This window comes from Nonomuraea sp. NPDC050536, assembly GCF_044457685.1.
In the GTDB taxonomy this organism is placed as follows: Bacteria; Actinomycetota; Actinomycetes; order Streptosporangiales; family Streptosporangiaceae; genus Nonomuraea.
Genome location: NZ_JBITHD010000011.1, coordinates 205,772 through 220,528 on the forward strand (window position 1 = coordinate 205,772; position 14,757 = coordinate 220,528).

A 14,757-nucleotide genomic window follows, 5' to 3' on the forward strand; every position below is an offset into this window, starting at 1 on the left:
GCGCGGCGAGTCGGTGACGGTGGCCCGCCGTAACGGCGCTTCGGAATCCCCCTGGCCGGTCGCTCACGTGGCCTGGCTGTGGTGGTCCACGAGCCGCGTCAGCAGCGTCACGAGGGTGGCGCGTTCCTCCTGGGCAAGGGGGGCCAGGAGGCCGTTCTGGAGGGTCTCCAGGACCTCGTCGAGGCGGGCCAGGTGGGCGTGGCCGCGGTCGGTGAGGGTGATGACGTTGCGGCGGCGGTCGTCGGGGTCGGGGGCGCGCTCGACCAGGGAGCGCTCGGCGAGCTCGTTGATGACGGCGACCAGGTCGCTGCGGTAGATCCCGGTGCGGCGGCTCAGCGTGGCCTGGCTCGCCGGTCCCGACTCGTCCAGCGCGACGAGCACCGCGTAGTGCCACTTGCGGGCGTCCTCCGCCGCCAGGCCCGCGGCGATGAGGCGATCCGCGTGCGCCGCGGCCATCGACAGCAACCTGCTCGGCAACCTGCGCAGGCGTGCCGGTGTTTCCGTGGTGTCGCCGAGGTGCCCGCTGTTCTGCGTGGTCATGGTCACGATCCTAGACCCCTTGCGTTAGTCGCACTAACGATGTAATTTCGTTAGTGTCATAAACGTTAGGGAGACTAACAGATGCCTACCATCGAGGTGCTCGACTCGACCATCCACTACGAGGAGCGCGGCAGCGGCGCGCCGATCGTCTTCCTGCACGGCAACCCGTCCTCTTCGCACGCGTGGAGGAACGTCATGCCGCACGTGCCGGGACGGCTGCTGGCACCAGACCTGATCGGTATGGGGCGCTCGGGCAAGCCTGAGATCGGCTACAGCTTCGACGACCACGCCCGCTACCTTGACGCCTGGTTCGACGCGCTCGGGCTTGACCAGGTGGTGCTCGTGGGGCACGACTGGGGCGGGGCGCTGGCCTTCGACTGGGCGGCCCGCCATCCGGACCGGGTGCGCGGCGTGGCCTTCTTCGAGACGATCGTGCGATCGCTGTCCTGGTCCGAGCTGTCCGACCAGGCGCGCGCCCGCGCCGAGCGGCTGCGCTCCCCCGAAGGTGAGTCGCTCGTGCTCGACCAGACATTCCTGATCGACACGGCCTTCACCGGCGGCGTGCTCAACCCGCTCAGCCAGGAGGAGATCGAGCCCTATCGCGAGCCGTACCCCACCCGCGACAGCCGCCGCCCGCTCCTGCGGTGGGCGCGCTCGTCCCCGCTCGACGGCGACCCCGCGGACGTGACCCAGCGGCTGAACGGGTACCAGAAGTGGCTGGCGACCAGTGACGACGTGCCCAAGCTGCTGCTCACGTTCGACACCTCGCCCACGCTGCTCATCACACCTGAGCTGGCAGCCTGGTGCGCCGCCAACATCGCCGCCCTGGAGACCCACCACGTCGGCCCCGCGGGTCACCACGCCTCCGAGGACCAGCCCGAAGCGATCGGCACCGCCATCAAGGACTGGTCCGCCAAGCACTTCCTCGTCTAGGCCCACGCCCCGCATCCCAGTGCCCGTGTACGGCGGGCGTCCTGTAAAGCGCGGCGGGCCCGGGGAAAGAGACCGGGCCCGCCGAATCCCACCTAGTCCAGGTAGTCGCGCAGCATCTGGGCGCGGGTCGGGTGGCGGAGTTTGGCCAGGGTCTTGGACTCGATCTGGCGGATCCGTTCCCTGGTGACGCCGAACTCGCGCCCCACCTCCTCCAGCGTGCGCGGATGCCCGTCGGCCAGGCCGAAGCGGAGCTGGATGATGCGCTGCTCCCTGTCGGAAAGCGTGGCCAGGATGTCGTCGAGCTGGTCCTGCAGCATGATGAAGGCCGCCGCCTCCATGGGCACGACCGCGTCGGCGTCCTCGATGAAGTCACCGAGGTCGGAGTCCTCCTCGCCGATGGGAGACTGCAGCGAGACCGGCTCCTGGGCGATGCGCTGGATCTCCACCACGCGGTCGACCGGCAGGTCCATCTCCTTGGCGATCTCCTCGGGGATCGGCTCGCGACCCAGATCCTGGTGGAGCTGGCGCTGAACCCTGACCAGCTTGTTGATGGTCTCCACCATGTGGACGGGGATGCGGATCGTGCGCGCCTGGTCGGCTATCGCCCGGGTGATCGCCTGCCTGATCCACCAGGTGGCGTACGTGGAGAATTTGTAGCCCTTGGTGTAGTCGAACTTCTCCACCGCCCGGATCAGGCCCAGATTGCCCTCCTGAATCAGGTCGAGGAAAAGCATGCCGCGGCCGACGTACCGCTTGGCGATCGACACCACCAGCCGGAGGTTGGCCTCGATGAGGCGTTGTTTGGCCCGGGTGCCCTGCCAGACGAGTTCCCTGAATTCCGGGAAGGCCAGACGCGAAACCCCGTTGGCCAGCTTGTCCTCGGCGAACAGGCCGGCTTCGATCGACTTGGCGAGCTCCACCTCCTCCTCAGCCGTGAGCAGCGGGACGCGTCCGATCTCTCGGAGATAGATACGGACCAGATCGCTGGTCGGCGCCCGCTTGCCTACGTCTTCGTCCTCGGGGCGTGCGACTTCCTCATCGCCCTGGGGCTCGAGGACCTCCACACCATTCTCGGCGAGCATGCGCACGACGCGTTCCAGCGCGTCGGACGGCAGCTCGGATCGGTCGAGCGCGGCGGCAACGTCATCGACGGTTACGCTTCCGCGCTCCCTTCCCTTCGCGACGAGGTCCGCCACCTGATCTACCGATGGCGGGCCGCTTGGCAGCACCGATGCACCCACGGGAGACAGTCTGCAGTATTGGTTCCATAAAATGGCAGACCCATTTTTGGCACTGAAGGTAAGACGTTGCTGCGTACCACATTGAGATCTATTTAAGGTTTAGCCGGAGTTTGATCAGGAAAGTAAAGTCAATTACGCGATCAGGTTTGGCGCGCCCGGCGGCTCTCCAGCGCCGGGCGCACGCTCACCCTGCCCAGATGCCCAGCAAACATACTGTTCGCGCGACTTCTCACTAGATTCCCTGACAACCACCGGGAAATCACGCTTTGCCGCGCGCCAAAGATCGCTCGGCGCTCCGGACAACGCACCTGACATCCAGTACGGCAGGCCATGCCGATCCCTGAGAACCGCCTCACCCGGCGCCGAAACCCGCGCACCGGGAACTCCACGCCTCAGCTGCCGGCGGCTCGGTCGCGCAGGACCCGGCGTTGCTGTTCGAGGGCAACCAGCTCACCGAAGAGCTTGTTGTACTCCTGCTGCTCCTCGACCGGGTTGAGGCGCTGGATGCGGGACTTGACCTGGGCGATGGCGCGGTCTACCGCGATGGCCTCGATGGCGGCGAGCATGGCCGCGCCGTACCGCTCCTCGACGTGGGAGTCGGCCCGGATGGCCTCGACGGCGAAGCGCGTCACCAGCGCCCGCGCGGCCTCGTCGGGCGCGTGCTCGAGCAGCCGGTCGACCCACTCACGCCCACCGTGACCCGCGGCGGCCGTGCCGCCGGCGGCGACGACCACGGCGTGCAGCGCGACGTGGTCGGGCGCGGTGAACGCCCGCGCCTCCAGCGCGTCGAAGCGCGGCCCGAGCAGCGCGGGACGCTGCACGGCCAGCTTGAGCAGCTCGCCCTCGACCTTGACGTTCGGGTCTGTCGGCGCGGCCTTGGGCGCGCGCTGCGGGCGGCCCTGCTGGGCGCCGCCGACCTCGGCGATGCGCTGCATGACGAAGCGCTCGTCCATGAAGCCGAGCCAGCGGTCGAGGTCGATGGCGTAGCGCTTACGCAGGCCGACGTCCTTGATCCCGGCCACGATGGGCGCCGCGGCGTCGAGCGCGGCGATCTTGCCCTCGTTGCTGCGCAGGTCGTAGCGGCCGATGGTGGAGCGGATCGCGAACTGGAACAGCGGCTCCCGCGAGGCGACCAGGTCGCGCACGGCCGCGTCACCCTGCTTGATGCGCAGGTCGCAGGGGTCTAGCCCGTCGGGCTGGATGGCCACGTAGGTCTGGGTCACGAACTTCTGCTCGTCGGCGAAGGCCCGCAGCGCCGCCTTCTGCCCGGCCGCGTCGCCGTCGAAGGTGAAGATCACCTCGCCCGTGGCGGCCGACTGGTCGAGCAGGAAGCGCCGCAGCACCTTGATGTGCTCCTCGCCGAACGAGGTGCCGCAGGTGGCCACCGCGGTCGGCACGCCGGCCAGGTGGCAGGCCATCACGTCGGTGTAGCCCTCGACGATCACCGCCTGCGACCGCTTGGAGATCTCCCGCTTGGCCAGGTCGATCCCGTAGAGCACCTGGGACTTCTTGTAGAGCGGGGATTCGGGGGTGTTCAGGTATTTCGGGCCGTCGTCGGAGTCGATCAGCTTGCGCGCGCCGAACCCGATCACGTCGCCGGTGGCGTCCCTGATCGGCCAGATCAGCCGCCCGCGGAAGCGGTCGATCGGCCCGCGCCGCCCCTCCTTGGCCAGCCCGCCCTTGACCAGCTCCTCGGCGGCGAACCCGCGCTGCATCAGGTGCCGGACCAGCGCCTCCCACTCGTTGGGCGCGTAGCCCACGCCGAAGGTCTCCGCGTCGGCCCGCTCGAACCCCCGCTCCGACAGGAACCGCCGCCCGATCGCGGCCTCCGGGGTCAGCAGCTTGTCGCGGTAGAACTCCGCGGCGGCCTTGTGCGCCTCGATCAGCCGCGCCCGCTCTCCGTGGTCGCGCCGCGGCACATAGCCGCCCTGCTCGTACTGCAGGTGGATCCCGGCCCGCTGCGCCAGCCGCTCCACGGCCTCACTGAAGCCCAGATGCTCGATCTTCTCGACGAACGTGATGACGTCGCCGCCTTCTCCGCAACCGAAGCAGAAGTACATGCCGCGTTCGGGGGTCACGTTGAAGGAAGGGGACTTCTCATCGTGGAAGGGGCACAGGCCCTTGAGGTTGCCTCCGCCCGCGTTCCGCAACTGGATGTGCTCGCCGATCACATCGGCGATCGGAGACCGCTCGCGCACGAGCGCAATGTCGACATCACGGATCCGTCCAGCCACGGATCGAGTCTATTGCCGCGCACCGACGCTTTCCGCCGTCATTGGAGCTTTCGAGCTGTACGGCAGGCCGCCCCATCCGCTACCCGCCGACCCGCGCGGGTTTCTGTCCAGGACGGTACTCAGGTGATGACCCGTCCCACCGCGACGAGGCACGGGAACCGCCCCGCCGGGTCTTGACGACCCAGGAGCCGAATGATCCGATGTTTGCACTGTTAGGAAATTTTCCTAACAAAGACGATAAATCGGCCGAAGGAGCACACCATGGTGTTACGGGCAGCACTGGGAGCCTTGGCCCTCCTCGCGGCCGCCCTGAGCGGCGCGCCACCCGCCCAGGCGGCAGCCGTCCGCTACGAGGCGGAGAACGCCACGATCTCCCAGGGCGTCCTGGAGACCACGCACCCGGGCTACTCCGGCACCGGATACGTCAACGGCGACAACGTGGCAGGCAGCTACGTCGAGTTCGCGGTGCCCGCCTCGGGGCCGGCGAGCCTGGCCATCCGTTACGCCAACGGCACGACCACCGACCGCCCCGCCACGGTCACCGTCAACGGCGCGGCGGTGGTCACCGCGCACGCCTTCGCCGGGACGGGCAGCTGGGACACCTGGGCCACCTACTCGCTGGACGCCCCGCTGCACCCCGGCGCGAACACGGTGCGGATCACCGCGACCAGCGCCAACGGCAACCCGAACCTGGACTACGTGGAGATCGACCAGAGCTCGGTCTACCAGGCGGAGTCCGCCACCCTGTCCCAGGCGAGCGTGGCGTCCAACCACACCGGCTTCACGGGCTCGGGCTTCGTGGACTACGTCAACACCTCAGGCGGCTACGTGGAGTGGACGATCACCTCTCCCAGCGCGGGCAGGGCAACGCTGACCCTCCGGTACGCCAACGGCACGACAGGCGACCGCCCGCTGGACCTCGCGGTCAACGGGACCGTGACCGCACAGGCGTTCCCGCCCACCGCGAACTGGGACACCTGGGCGGACGTCGCGATCCCCGCCCAGCTGAACGCCGGGACCAACCTCGTCAGGGCCACCGCCACGGCCGCGACGGGCGGCCCCAACCTGGACAAGCTGACGGTCTCGCCGGTCGACTCCCTGCCGCCCACGGCTCCCGGGCAGCCCGCGCAGACCGCCATTACCCCCAGCAGCGTCTCCGCGACCTGGCCCGCCTCGACCGACGACGTGGGCGTGGCCGCCTACGACCTGTACGCCGACGGCGGCTCGGCCCCCTGCGGCACCACGCGGACGACGACGGGCACGTGCGGCGGCCTGACCGCCGACGCCGACCACGTGGTCCACGTCGTGGCCAGGGACGCGGCGGGCAACGTCTCACCACCCAGTCCCGACCTGCGGGTCCACACGTCGGCCTCGACCAACCCGTACGGCGACCCGAACCTGGTCCCGATGTTCGACGGCACCACGCTGAACGGCTGGACGCCGCACGACCCGGCCGGCTGGACCGTCAAGAACGGCGCCATCCACGGCACAGGCACAGCGGGCCGGGGGTGGATCTACTACAACAAGCAGCAGACCGGCACGTTCCGCTGGATCTTCAACGTGCGCCAGGTGACCGGGGATCACGCGCCCACGGTCCTGATCTGGGGAACCACGAATCCGATCCGTGACGCGCTGAGCGCCATCCAGTTCCAGCCGCCCAACGGCGGCCACTGGGACTACCGCCCCGGCCACAACAACGGCGGAGGCTCCCTGTTCACGACATATCCGCACACGAAGTGGGATGTCCATAACTGGGCGCAGTGCGAACTCGTCGCCAACCAGTCAACGGGCCAGGCCAAGATGGCCTGCTGCCCGCTCACGGCCGGCGCCCCCACCTGCACGGCGGTGCCGGTGCTCGCGTTCAAGGACATCACCGCGGGCCAGGTCGGCCCGCTGGCCATCCAGATCCACAACGGCGGCATCCAGGACGAGTACCGCAGCCTCTACCTCGAATCCCCCGTCGTCATGAAACCGGACGACTTCATCACCACAGCCCCGCAATAGCCTCCCCCCGCCGTCGCTTTCACCGGCTGTACGGCTGCCGCCGCCCCACCCGCTCCCCGCCGCCGTGCGCGGGCGCCCGTCCATCACGCCACTCGGGTGATGACCCGCCCCGCCGCGACAAGGCACGGAATCCGGCCCGATTCCCCGTGGCGTACCGCGAAACCGCAGGAAAAGGACGGGGCGTGCGGCGCGGCCGGGAGCATGACGGCGAAGGCGGAGAGATCCGACGAAAGGTGGAGATACCCCCATGTAACGGGAAAGCGGGAAACGTGCCATGCTCGATGCCGCCGTCAGCTACAAAGGGAAAGGTTGTCGGCGATACCGTGACACGGGTGGAGATCATGCGATCGGGGCATATCGGACGACTGGCGCTGGTCGCCACGGGTGCCATGCTGCTGACCGGTGCCTGCGCGAAGGCGCCCGGCCTGGCGGGCGTCAGCGCACAGGCCGCCACCACGGCATCGGCGTCGGGCACTCCCGAGGTGACCGCGACGACCCCCACACCCGTCCCCACCCCCAGCCGCACGCCCAGCCATCAGGAGGCGGTCCGGCCGAAGGGTGAGGACCCGGTCAGGGTGCCCCCGCCGAAGGTGTCGAGCTACAGCTACGTCTTCCCCGTCAGGGGTTGCCGGATCAGCTACCAGCGCAAGCTGCTGGTGCTGCCGAAGACGACCATCTGGGCCGCGAAGGGGTGCCCGTTCGTGGCCCCGGTGAGCGGCGTGGTCGACGAGGTCAACGGCCGCAACAAGTGGCGCCCGTCGACGGACGCCGGCCAGGACCGTGAGGGCCGCTTCGTCACGATCGTCGGCGACGACGGCGTCCGCTACCTCGGCGGCCACCTGGACACGATCGCCGACGGGATCAAGCCGGGCACGCGGGTGAGCGCGGGCCAGACCCTGGGCACGATCGGCAAGTCGGGCAACGCCAGGGACGCGGGCACCAACCTGTACTTCGCGATCTCGTGGAAGACCGGCTCCCAGTACTGGTGGGTGCGCCGCGGCATGGTCAACCCGTGGAACTACCTGGACGCCTGGCTGTCGGGCAACCCGACGCTGTCGCCGCGGGACGACACGTTCGCGCTGCGCGCCAGGGTCGGCGAGACGCCGAAGTGCGCCGTCCAGTGCAAGTCGAAGAAGAAGCCGCAGTCGGCCAAGACACCCACGCCCGAGCCCTCCGACGCTCCGACCGCGGTCATCCAGACGACAGCTCCTTCGCGGGGATGACGCTCTTGGAGCGGATCAGCTCCTGGATGTCGCCGACCACGTCCCAGACGTTGACGTTCATCCCGGCGATCACCCGGCCGTCGCGCAGCCAGTAGGCGATGAACTCCAGGTCCTCCACGGACCCGCGGTAGACGATCTCCTCGTATCCCGTGACGTCGCCGGAGAACTCCATCCCCAGCTCGAACTGGTCGGTGAAGAAGTACGGCACGCGGTCGTAGACCACGTCCTGCCCGAGCATCGACCTGGCTGCGGCGGGCCCGCCGTTCAGCGCGTTGGCCCAGTGCTCGACGCGCAGCCGCCGGCTGTACAGCGGGTTGAAGGACTCGGCGACGTCGCCGGCGGCGTAGACGTCGGGGTTCGAGGTGCGCAGCGAGGCGTCGGTGAGGATGCCGTCGCCGACGTCGAGCCCGGCGTCGCGGGCCAGCCCGATCTCGGGCGCGGCGCCGATGCCGGCGACCACGAGGTCGGACTCGAGGCGCTCGCCGGTGCTGAGCCGTACCCCGGAGGAGGTGATCTCGGCGACCGACGTGCCGTGCCGCAGTTCGACGCCGTGGGCGCGGTGCACGCGGGCGAAGACCTCGCCGAGTTCGGGCCCGAGCGGGACGTGCAGCGGCGTGGGCGCGGGTTCGACGACGGTGACCTCGCATCCGGCCTGCCGGGCCGCGGCGGACACCTCCAGGCCGATCCATCCGGCGCCGACCACGATCACCCGCCCGGCGGCGGCCAGGCGCTCGCGCAGGACCTCGCTGTCGCCGACCGTGCGCAGGTAGAGCGCGGGGCCGGGCAGGCGTTTGGGCGTGGAGCCGGTGGCGATGAGCAGCTTATTGTACGGCAGATGCGAACCGTCGGAGAGCCTGACGGTGTGCCGGTCGAGGTCGATGCCGGTGGCGCGCAGGCCGAGCCGGAGGTCCACGCCGTGCTCGGCGTACCAGTCCGGTTCGTGAACAAAGATCTTCTCGCGCTCGCTCTTGCCTTGAAGGTATTCCTTCGACAGCGGCGGTCGTTCGTAGGGCCGTTCGGTCTCCCCGCCGATCAGCACGACCTCGTCGTCGACGCCTTCCTCACGCAGCGTCTGCGCTGCTTTGGCCCCCGCCAGACCGGCACCGAGGATCACAAATCTGGCCATCTATGAAGTATCCGCCTGCGGGAGTCATCCGGAAAGGCGCTTGTGCCAGGCGACGGCCGAGGTGTCGGTGAGCGAGGCGATCTGGTCGATCACCACCCGCATCCTGGCCGCGTCGTCGGCTGCGCCCAGGAAGGCGGGCCTGAAGGCGGGTTCCAGCGTGACGGGCGCGCCCAGCGTGATCAGCGAGGCCAGCTCGGTGATCAGGTCCCGCTGGCGGGCCTGGACCGCGTGGTGGTCGTCGGTGGTCATGACGTAGTGCGCGGTGATGCCCTTGAGCAGCGCGCATTCCAGCCGGGTGGCCCTGGGCACGACCAGGTCGGCGCGGTGGCGCGAGCCGTACGCCCCGAGGGTGGCGGTCTGCGCGGACCTGCAGAAGCGTCCGATGAGCCCGCTGGTGAGGGCCTTGAGACCGGCCAGGTCGGCGAGCGTGGCGGCGAAGTGGCGCGGCCAGAGCGGGTCGGCGATCAGGCGGGCGAAGACCTCCTCCAGCTCGGCGCACTCGGCGTCGGAGGCGTACCAGGCGCGGGTGAGCTCGCAGACCTGGGTGCGCTCGATCGGGGAGCGCAGCGCCTCGGGCGTGACGTGGCCGGAGTGCAGGGCGTCCTCGAGGTCGTGGACGGAGTAGGCGACGTCGTCGGCCCAGTCCATGATCTGCGCCTCGAAGCTGACGCGGCCACCGGGGGCGCCGTCCCTGATCCAGTGGAAGACGGGCAGGTCGTCCTCGTAGACGCCGAACTTGCCTGACACCGACCGGGTCCACGGGTACTTGATGGAGGCGTCCAGCGCGGCTCTGGTCAGGTTGAGCCCGGCGCTCCGGCCGGTCTCGGTGAGCACCTTGGCCTCCAGCCTGGTCAGCAGGCGCAGGCTCTGCGCGTTGCCCTCGAACCCGCCGCAGGAGGCGGCCAGCCGGTTGAGTGCGACCTCCCCGTTGTGCCCGAAGGGCGGGTGTCCCAGATCGTGCGCCAGGCAGGCGGTCTCCACCAGGTCCGGATCGACGCCGAGGGTGGCGCCCATCTCCCTGCCGACCTGGGCGCACTCCAGGGAGTGCGTGAGCCGGGTGCGCGGGATGTGCTGCCCGCCGCCCGGCGCCTCGCCTGGGCCGACGACCTGGGTCTTTGCTGCCAGCCTGCGCAGCCCGGCGCTGTGGAGCACGCGTGCCCTGTCACGCTCGAACGCGCTCCGCTCGGGGTTGCCGGGCGGTTCCGGCACCCACCTCTCGAAGTCGTGCGCGTCGTAGCGGGTCATAAGTGCTGCGATTTTATCCACTATTCGGTCTCCGCTAGTGTCGAGCCCGCGAGTACCCCTCCCCCGGAGCCTCACCTCATGACGACAGCGTTCCGTGCAGTGCTGGCCTTCGCATTGCTGGCGGGCTTCTATGTTCTGGTCGGCCTGGTGCTGGCCACCGCGGTGTTCTTCGACGTTCTGGTGTTCGTGAATTTCCAGGCCGCCCTGCTCAAGGTGGCGATCGTGCTGACGCTGGCCGCCGGCTCGCTGGTGCTGACCCTGATCAAGGTCAGCAGGATGCGCTCCGGCGAGCAGCCGGGCGTGGCGGTCACCCGCGAGCAGGAGCCGGTGCTCTGGCAGACGGTCGAGGACCTGGCGCAGCGGGTGCGCACCGCGCCGCCCGACGAGCTGCGGCTGGTCGGCGAGGTCAACGCGGCCGTGTCGGAGGACACGAAGCTGCTCGGCCTGCGGGCCACCCGCCGCCGCATGTTCATCGGGCTGCCGCTGCTGCAGCAGCTCACGGTGGACGAGATGCGCGCCGTGCTCGGGCACGAGCTGGGCCACTACAGCGGCGCGCACACCCGCCTGGGCGCGCCCGTCTACCGCGGGCGGGTGTCGCTGATCGCGACCGTGCAGGGCCTGGCCAACCACCCGTTCTTCCAGCGGCTGTTCGCCCTGTACGCCAAGCTCTACCTGCGCGTCTCCCAGGCCGTCTCGCGCCGCCAGGAGCTGGAGGCCGACCAGCTGGCGGTGGCGATCGGCGGGCGCCAGGCGATGAGCGAGGCGCTGCGCAAGATCCACGCCACCGCCACCGCCTGGGACCTGTACGCCGAGAACTACCTGGCGCTGACGGGCGTGGCGGGCGCGCGGCCGATGAAGGTCTTCGGCGGCTTCCGCATGCTGATGGCCGACCCTGTACGGCAGGCCGAGGTGGCCCAGACCGGCGCCGAACCGGAGCAGACCTCGCCCTACGACTCGCATCCGAGCCTGGTCGACCGGCTGGCCGCGATCGAGCACCTGCCCGAGCCGATGCTGGTGCCCGACCCCCGCCCGGCGCTGACCCTGCTGCGCGACCCGGATATGGCTCTGCAGGCCGTGGAGCACTCGCTGTGGACCCAGGAGGCACTGGCGCTGCGCGCGGTCTCCTGGGAGGAGCTGGTGGCCGAGGGCACCTATGCCGTCCGCAACGCCGAGGCGTTGCGCGACCTGGCCATGGCGGGCCAGAAGGTGATGGGCGCCACCAAGCCCTACCTGGACGCCGCCTTCGAGGTGATCGCCCGCGGCCGGCAGGCGGAGCTGGAGGCCGAGCTGCTCGCCGCGGGATGGAAGCCCTCCGACACGCTGCTGTCGGGCGTGCTCTGCCAGGCGCTCGAGGGCGTGCTCATCGTGCACGGCCAGGCCCGCTGGCACCTGTCCTGGTCGGGCCCGGCCCGCCTGCTGTTCGACGACGGCGAGGAGGTACGGCTGGCCGAGTACGCCGCCCGGGTGGCGGGCGACTCCTCGGCCGTGCCCGGGTTGCGCGAGTGGCTCGGCAACCAGGGCGTGCCGTACGACTACGTGCCCTCCTAGCGGGTGTCGGAGTCGTTGCCCGCCAGCGCGGCCCTGCCTGCCTCCAGGCGCGCCACGGGGATGCGGAACGGCGAGCACGAGACGTAGTCCAGGCCCGCCTCGTGGCAGAAGTGGACCGAGTCAGGATCGCCGCCGTGTTCGCCGCAGATGCCCAGGTGCAGGTCCTCGCGGGTGGCCCGGCCCTCGTCCGCGGCCAGCTTGACCAGGCGGCCGACGCCGTCGCGGTCCAGGGTCTCGAACGGGGAGACGCCGAAGACTCCCAGCTCCAGGTAGCGGGAGAAGAACGAGGCCTCGACGTCGTCGCGGGAGAAGCCCCATGTCATCTGCGTCAGGTCGTTGGTGCCGAAGGAGAAGAACTCGGCCGCCTCGGCGATCTGCCCGGCGGTCAGCGCCGCCCGCGGCGTCTCGATCATGGTGCCGATCAGCGCGTCGACGCCGATCTGGCGCAGGATCGAGGCGGCCTCCTCGCGTACCGCCTCCAGCTCCTGCACGGCCGCCACCAGCGGGATCATGATCTCCGGGCGGGCGCCCGGCACCTCGCGGGCCGCCTCGGCGATGGCCCTGACCTGCATCGCGAACAGCCCGGGGATGACCAGGCCGAGCCGTACGCCGCGCAGGCCCAGCATGGGGTTCTGCTCGTGCAGCCGCTTGACGGCGGCCAGCAGCTTGCGGTCCTTGTCCGTGGCGTCGCCCGTGGCCACCTTGACCGACATTTCGGTGAGGTCGGGCAGGAACTCGTGCAGCGGCGGGTCGATGAGCCTGATCGTCACCGGCAGCTCGCCCATGGCGCGGAAGATGCCGGTGAAGTCCTCCTTCTGCAGGGGCTCCAGGGCGTCAAGCGCGGCCTGCCGTTCCTTGTCGTCGGCGGCCAGCACCAGGTCCTCCACGAGCTGCCTGCGCTCGCCCAGGAACATGTGCTCGGTACGGCACAGCCCGATGCCCTGGGCGCCGAAGCGGCGGGCGCGGGCGGCGTCGTCGATGGTGTCGGCGTTGGCCCGCACACGCAGGCGGCGCACCTCGTCGGCCCTGTTCATGATCCGGTCCACGGCCTTGACCAGCTCGTCGTCGACCTGGCGGCCCTCGAAGTACTCGACCACGGGCGAGTCCACGACCGGCACCTCGCCCAGGAAGACCTCGCCCGTGGAGCCGTCGATGGAGATCACGTCGCCCTCGTTGACGACGACGCCGTCGGGGGCGGTGAAGCGGCGCTCACTGGCCGAGACCTCGAGCTGCTCGGCGCCGCACACGCAGGTCTTGCCCATGCCGCGGGCCACCACGGCGGCGTGCGAGGTCTTGCCACCGCGGCTGGTCAGGACGCCGCGCGCGGCGATCATGCCGGACAGGTCGTCGGGGTTGGTCTCGCGGCGCACCAGGATGACGTCCTCGCCCTGCGCGGCCAGCTCGACCGCGCGCTCGGAGGAGAAGACGGCCTTGCCGACGGCGGCACCGGGTGAGGCGTTCATGCCCTTGGTGATCTCCTTGCGGCCGGCGGACGCGTCGAAGCGCGGGAACATCAGTCGGGCCAGCTGGTCGCCGTCGACGCGGGTGACGGCCTCGTCCAGGCTGATCAGGCCCTGGTCGACGAGCTGGGTGGCGATGCGGAAGGCAGCGGCCGCGGTGCGCTTGCCGACGCGGGTCTGCAGCATCCACAGCTTGCCGCGCTCGATGGTGAACTCGATGTCGCACAGATCCTTGTAGTGGTTCTCCAGGGTCTGCATGATCTGCATGAGCTCGTCGTAGGAGTTCTTGTCGAGGCGCTCGAGTTCCTGCAGCGGGATGGTGTTGCGGATGCCGGCGACCACGTCCTCGCCCTGGGCGTTCTGCAGGTAGTCGCCGTAGACGCCCTGGTGGCCCGTGCTCGGGTCGCGGGTGAAGGCGACGCCGGTGCCGGAGTCGGGACCGACGTTGCCGAAGACCATGGCCACGATGTTGACCGCGGTGCCCAGGTCGGCGGGGATGCGCTCCTGGCGGCGGTAGAGGATGGCGCGCGGGGCGTTCCACGACTCGAAGACGGCCTGGACGGCCAGGCGCATCTGCTCACGCGGCTCGGCGGGGAAGTCCCTGCCGGTCTGCTCGCGCACGATGCCCTTGTACGTCTCGACCAGGCCGCGCAGCTCGCCGGCGGTCAGGTCGGTGTCCTGGCGGGAGCTCTTGACCGCGTCCAGGGCCTCCTCGAACAGCTCGCCCTCGATGCCCAGGACGGTCTTGCCGAACATCTGGATGAGCCTGCGGTAGGAGTCCCAGGCGAAGCGCTCGTTGCCGCCTGCCTGCTTGGCCAGTCCCTGGACGGACTCGTCGTTGAGCCCGATGTTGAGGACGGTGTCCATCATGCCTGGCATGGAGAACTTGGCTCCGGAGCGGACGCTGACCAGCAGCGGGTCGTCGGCTTGTCCGAGCTTCCTGCCCATGCTCGTCTCGAGCGCGGCCAGGTGCGTGGCGACCTCGTCCTCGAGGCCGTCGGGGACGGCGCCCTCCGCCAGATAGTGACGGCAGGCCTCAGTGGTGATCGTGAACCCGGGAGGGACGGGAAGCCCGAGGTTGGTCATCTCGGCGAGGTTCGCTCCCTTGCCGCCGAGCAGATCCTTGAGATTCCTGTTGCCCTCGGTGAAGTCGTAAACGTACTTGGCCACCACAGCTCCAATCAAACGCCTCTGACCTGGACT

At 69.8% G+C, this 14,757-nt stretch carries 10 protein-coding genes; 4 read left to right on the forward strand and 6 right to left on the reverse strand.

Annotation, left to right across the window (positions count from 1 at the left end):
* Positions 1-63: 63 nt before the first annotated feature.
* Positions 64-540, reverse strand: coding sequence for a MarR family winged helix-turn-helix transcriptional regulator (locus ACIBHX_RS29155; protein WP_397070486.1), 477 nt, complete (start codon positions 538-540; stop codon positions 64-66).
* A gap of 81 nt (positions 541-621) precedes the next feature.
* On the opposite strand from ACIBHX_RS29155, the gene ACIBHX_RS29160 reads away from it, so the two are divergent.
* Entirely contained in the window at positions 622-1,473 is an 852-nt protein-coding gene (locus tag ACIBHX_RS29160; RefSeq protein WP_397070487.1) for a haloalkane dehalogenase, read from the forward strand.
* Positions 1,474-1,565: 92 nt separating this feature from the next.
* On the opposite strand, the gene rpoD is transcribed toward ACIBHX_RS29160, so the two are convergent.
* A complete protein-coding gene (gene rpoD, locus ACIBHX_RS29165; RefSeq protein ID WP_397070488.1) occupies positions 1,566-2,669 on the reverse strand; it encodes an RNA polymerase sigma factor RpoD in 1,104 nt (367 codons plus the stop codon).
* A gap of 437 nt (positions 2,670-3,106) precedes the next feature.
* Positions 3,107-4,948: a DNA primase gene (dnaG, locus tag ACIBHX_RS29170; RefSeq protein ID WP_397070489.1), complete on the reverse strand. Its 1,842-nt coding sequence runs from the start codon at positions 4,946-4,948 to the stop codon at positions 3,107-3,109.
* 261 nt (positions 4,949-5,209) lie between these two features.
* On the opposite strand from dnaG, the gene ACIBHX_RS29175 reads away from it, so the two are divergent.
* Both ACIBHX_RS29175 and ACIBHX_RS29180 read left to right on the forward strand, forming a co-directional pair.
* Positions 5,210-6,952 (forward strand): CBM35 domain-containing protein, encoded by a 1,743-nt coding sequence (locus tag ACIBHX_RS29175; protein ID WP_397070490.1) that lies wholly within the window; start codon positions 5,210-5,212, stop codon positions 6,950-6,952.
* 341 nt (positions 6,953-7,293) lie between these two features.
* Complete coding sequence (locus ACIBHX_RS29180) at positions 7,294-8,175, forward strand: M23 family metallopeptidase (protein WP_397070625.1); 882 nt, start codon at positions 7,294-7,296, stop codon at positions 8,173-8,175.
* Here ACIBHX_RS29180 and ACIBHX_RS29185 read toward each other — a convergent pair.
* Complete coding sequence (locus ACIBHX_RS29185) at positions 8,144-9,301, reverse strand: NAD(P)/FAD-dependent oxidoreductase (protein ID WP_397070491.1); 1,158 nt, start codon at positions 9,299-9,301, stop codon at positions 8,144-8,146. The two genes, ACIBHX_RS29180 and ACIBHX_RS29185, sit on opposite strands and share 32 nt — an antisense overlap.
* Before the next feature lie 24 nt (positions 9,302-9,325).
* Positions 9,326-10,546: a deoxyguanosinetriphosphate triphosphohydrolase gene (locus tag ACIBHX_RS29190; RefSeq protein WP_397070492.1), complete on the reverse strand. Its 1,221-nt coding sequence runs from the start codon at positions 10,544-10,546 to the stop codon at positions 9,326-9,328.
* Positions 10,547-10,624: 78 nt separating this feature from the next.
* Between ACIBHX_RS29190 and ACIBHX_RS29195 the strand changes: the two genes are divergently transcribed.
* Positions 10,625-12,094 (forward strand): M48 family metalloprotease, encoded by a 1,470-nt coding sequence (locus ACIBHX_RS29195; RefSeq protein WP_397070493.1) that lies wholly within the window; start codon positions 10,625-10,627, stop codon positions 12,092-12,094.
* On the opposite strand, the gene ppdK is transcribed toward ACIBHX_RS29195, so the two are convergent.
* Positions 12,091-14,724 (reverse strand): pyruvate, phosphate dikinase, encoded by a 2,634-nt coding sequence (gene ppdK, locus ACIBHX_RS29200; protein WP_397070494.1) that lies wholly within the window; start codon positions 14,722-14,724, stop codon positions 12,091-12,093. The two genes, ACIBHX_RS29195 and ppdK, sit on opposite strands and share 4 nt — an antisense overlap.
* Between the last annotated feature and the right edge of the window lie 33 nt (positions 14,725-14,757).

Coding starts and splice junctions, on each gene's coding strand:
- ACIBHX_RS29190 (WP_397070492.1), bottom strand. CDS start 10,546: ATGACCCGCTACGACGCGCACGACTTCGAGAGGTGGGTGCCGGAACCG.
- ACIBHX_RS29155 (WP_397070486.1), bottom strand. CDS start 540: ATGACCACGCAGAACAGCGGGCACCTCGGCGACACCACGGAAACACCG.
- ACIBHX_RS29195 (WP_397070493.1), top strand. CDS start 10,625: ATGACGACAGCGTTCCGTGCAGTGCTGGCCTTCGCATTGCTGGCGGGC.
- ACIBHX_RS29185 (WP_397070491.1), bottom strand. CDS start 9,301: ATGGCCAGATTTGTGATCCTCGGTGCCGGTCTGGCGGGGGCCAAAGCA.
- ACIBHX_RS29180 (WP_397070625.1), top strand. CDS start 7,294: ATGCGATCGGGGCATATCGGACGACTGGCGCTGGTCGCCACGGGTGCC.
- ACIBHX_RS29160 (WP_397070487.1), top strand. CDS start 622: ATGCCTACCATCGAGGTGCTCGACTCGACCATCCACTACGAGGAGCGC.
- ACIBHX_RS29175 (WP_397070490.1), top strand. CDS start 5,210: ATGGTGTTACGGGCAGCACTGGGAGCCTTGGCCCTCCTCGCGGCCGCC.